The sequence below is a fragment of the Streptomyces sp. NPDC005408 genome (genome assembly GCF_040606445.1).
In the GTDB taxonomy this organism is placed as follows: Bacteria; Actinomycetota; Actinomycetes; order Streptomycetales; family Streptomycetaceae; genus Streptomyces.
In genome coordinates, this window is the sequence record NZ_JBEXEX010000124.1 from 1 (window position 1) to 3,133 (window position 3,133).

General features: G+C 67.3%; 3 protein-coding genes. 2 read left to right on the forward strand and 1 reads right to left on the reverse strand.

Going from position 1 to position 3,133, the window contains the following annotated elements; translation table 11 throughout:
* Positions 1-1,024, forward strand: a 1,024-nt coding sequence (locus ABZS64_RS39145; RefSeq protein ID WP_355839967.1) for an IS701 family transposase, incomplete at its 5' end; no start/stop codon positions are given.
* A 568-nt stretch (positions 1,025-1,592) separates the two neighbouring features.
* On the forward strand, positions 1,593-2,513 hold the full coding sequence (locus ABZS64_RS39150) for an MBL fold metallo-hydrolase (protein WP_355839969.1): 921 nt from the start codon (positions 1,593-1,595) through the stop codon (positions 2,511-2,513).
* A gap of 122 nt (positions 2,514-2,635) precedes the next feature.
* Here the strand turns inward: ABZS64_RS39150 and ABZS64_RS39155 are convergent, their stop codons facing one another.
* The gene (locus ABZS64_RS39155; RefSeq protein WP_355839971.1) at positions 2,636-2,794 is read right to left on the reverse strand and encodes a hypothetical protein; all 159 of its coding nucleotides are present in this window, start codon (positions 2,792-2,794) and stop codon (positions 2,636-2,638) included.
* Between the last annotated feature and the right edge of the window lie 339 nt (positions 2,795-3,133).

The following is a 3,133-nucleotide window of genomic DNA, read 5'->3' on the forward strand; positions in this document are numbered from 1 at the left end:
CGCGGAAGAGCTCCGCGACGACGTGCAGGATTACGTGGCCGAGAAGCTCGGCGACGAAGAAGGCGTCCTGATCATCGACGACACCGGCTTCATCAAGAAGGGCATCACCTCGGCCGGGGTCCAGCGGCAGTACTCCGGCACCGCCGGCCGTACCGAGAATTGCCAGATCGGCGTGTTCGCCGCCTACGCCTCGGCCAGGGGCCGGGCGCTGGTGGACCGGGAACTGTATCTGCCCAAGTCCTGGACGAGTGATCCGGACCGCTGCCGGGCTGCGAGGATCCCCGAAGTGCGGACCTTCGCGACCAAGGGCGAACTGGCCCGAAGGCTGGTGCTGCGGGCCCTGGCCTCCGCCTTGCCCATCGCGTGGGTCACTGCCGATTCCGCCTACGGGCAGGAGTGGGGGTTCCGGCGGATGCTCGAGGAAGCGGGTGTCGGCTATGTGCTCGCTGTTCCGGAATCGCAGCAGGTCAAGTCGCTGGCCGGGATCTGGCGCATCGACGCTCTCATGGCCGAGGCGCCGGACGACGCGTGGCAGCGCCTGTCGTGCGGCGACGGCGCGAAAGGCCCGCGCGTCTATGACTGGGCCGCGGCACAGCTGCCGGTCATCGACATCTTTGACGGCGACACGCCGACCCACCGGCGGTGGGTGCTGGCGCGCCGCAGCCTGGCCAGGCCGGACGAGATCGCCTACTACCTGGCCTACGCACCCAACAGCGCCACCGTTCAGGACCTGGTCCGCATCGCGGGATCACGGTGGGCGATCGAGGAGTGTTTCCAGGCCGCGAAGAACGAATGCGGCCTGGACCAGTACGAAGTCCGCCGTTACGTCGGCTGGTACCGGCACATCACCCTGGCGATGCTCGCCCACGCCTTCCTCGCCGCGATGGCCGCCGCCGAGATCGAAAGGGGGGCCGAAGAAACGGTGACCCCGCCCTCGCACCCCTCACCCTGGCAGAAATCCGGAGACTCCTGGACGCTCTCCATCCCGGCTCAGCGCGCCACCGGCATCCCGAACGCACGCTGATCTGGTCCCGCTACAGACGACGCCACCAAGCCATCGCCAAAGGCTGCCACTACGCCCGCCGCACCGCTGGTCACGAACCACCGCCACATGACGAACCGTCACCCAGCTACACTCAAAACCAGCCTCTGACCAGCGGCGATAGCGAACTACCGCTGGAGTACTAGGTGATCGTTTCGCCGGTGAAGTCGTCCACCCGCACCGGATGAGGGTGCTGGCCAGCCGGCGTGCCGCACCGCCCCAGGCCGGTGACTCCTGATCAGGGAGCCACCGCGGCACGGCCGCTGACGTGGGCAGAGTCCTTGCCACCGGCGAGGCGTTCAGCCGTCCCGCCCACCACAAGGTCGGCACGAAACCGCGTCGACAAGCTGAGCCCCAACACCACAACGTCCCGAGAGATGCACCAAAAGGCTAAAAGAAGGCTCGAGGTCACTCGAAAGGGGTGGCTCTCAGCGCGTCCTGTCCAACTTGGCGTGGCTCACGGAATTTGGTGCCCGACCGCGGCTGCTGCCATCCAGCCAGTGACCATGCCAGCCTCGCCCAGCCGCGTGCGACAGGTCAGGATGCCCGTATGAAGATGCCGATCGGTCACCCGAGTCTGCGCCCCTATCTGCCGTATAGGCAGTCCGTCACCGCGCGCCATGACGGGGTGACCGCCCACTTTCTGGGCACTAGTTCCGTGCTGCTGTCGGACGGGGAGACCTCCGTGCTCAGTGACGGATTTGTCACCCGGCCCGGGATGCTGCGCGTCGGCGTGGGCAAGATCGCGCCCGACCGCTCCGTCGTGCGCACCGCCATCGACCGACTGCAGGTGAAGAATCTGGCCGCGGTGGTGTGCGCTCACTCCCATTACGATCATTCCCTGGATGCGCCGCTGTGGGCACTTGAGACAGGCGCGGAGCTGGTCGGCTCGCACTCCACTGCGAACATCGGGCGCGGCCTGGGCGTGCCGGAGTCGTCTTTGCGAGTGGTCTTGGACGGGGACACCGTCTCCTACGGCCATTTCGAGCTGACCTTCCTGGACTCCGTGCACAGCCCTGGTGACCGCTATCCGGGCACCGTCGATGAGCCTCTTGTTCCACCGGCCCGCGCCGGCGCGTGGAAGACCGGCACCGCCTACAGCGTGCTGATCACCCACCCGAGCGGCCGCGTGCTGCTGCACGCCAGTGCCAACTGCCGGCCCGGCGCCCTGCACGGTCAGCGCGCCGACGTCATCTACCTGGGCATCGGCAACCTGGGCAAGCAGTCCGACGAGTTCCTGCACACCTACTGGGACGAGGTCGTGGTCGCGACCGGGGCACGTCGCGTCATCCTCGTGCACTGGGACGACTTCTTCAGGGGACTCCACCGCCCCCTCCGCCCCATGCCCTACTTCCTCGACGACATCGACGCCACCATGAGTCGGCTACTGCCCCTGGCCCGCCGTGACGGCGTCGACGTCGTCATGCCCGTCACCTGGCAACCGAGCGCCCCTCTCGCCAACCTCACGTGAACCGTCCTCGACTGCTACTCACGGACGCTTCCCTGCCGATCCGTGGAGCACCGGACCGAACCGGGCGTTGTCAGTGGCGCCATATAGCGTGCGCGGACCAACTGGTGCGAGCGGTGCGGGAATCAGCTGTACCCGTACGAGCGCATGCCGTTGAAGTTCATCGTCCGCTCAAGCTCCAGCTGTGTCTGCTCAGCCGTCCGGCGTGCTTCGGCCGGGACATCCCCGCGCTCTTCCACGAGCCTGGCATAGATGGGGGCGTCGGATCGGTCCGCGGGGCTCACGGTGGAAAGGTCCTTCCTTCGAACTGCGGTCCCCACTTCCCGCCGGGCAGCCGGAAGCGGTAGCCAAGTCTACGGATACCCCAGAGCAGGCGACCGCCCCCTCCCCCTGGAGGGATACCCGGATGGTTCCCGCCGTACCGGAAGGGCGCCCACCACATCAGGCTGCGCCGAGCGCTGAGAGCTGTTCAGGCTCTTTCAGTCACCATGGGCTTGACTTCCGCTCCTCGCCCTGAAGGGCGGGGATTCCTGCCACGGTCGTCTGACCGTCTCGGTGGGTTCCTGTTTCATCGCGCTGAGCCGGGACAGGTCCCGGTCTTACCCACGCTCCGCAGGCTGACA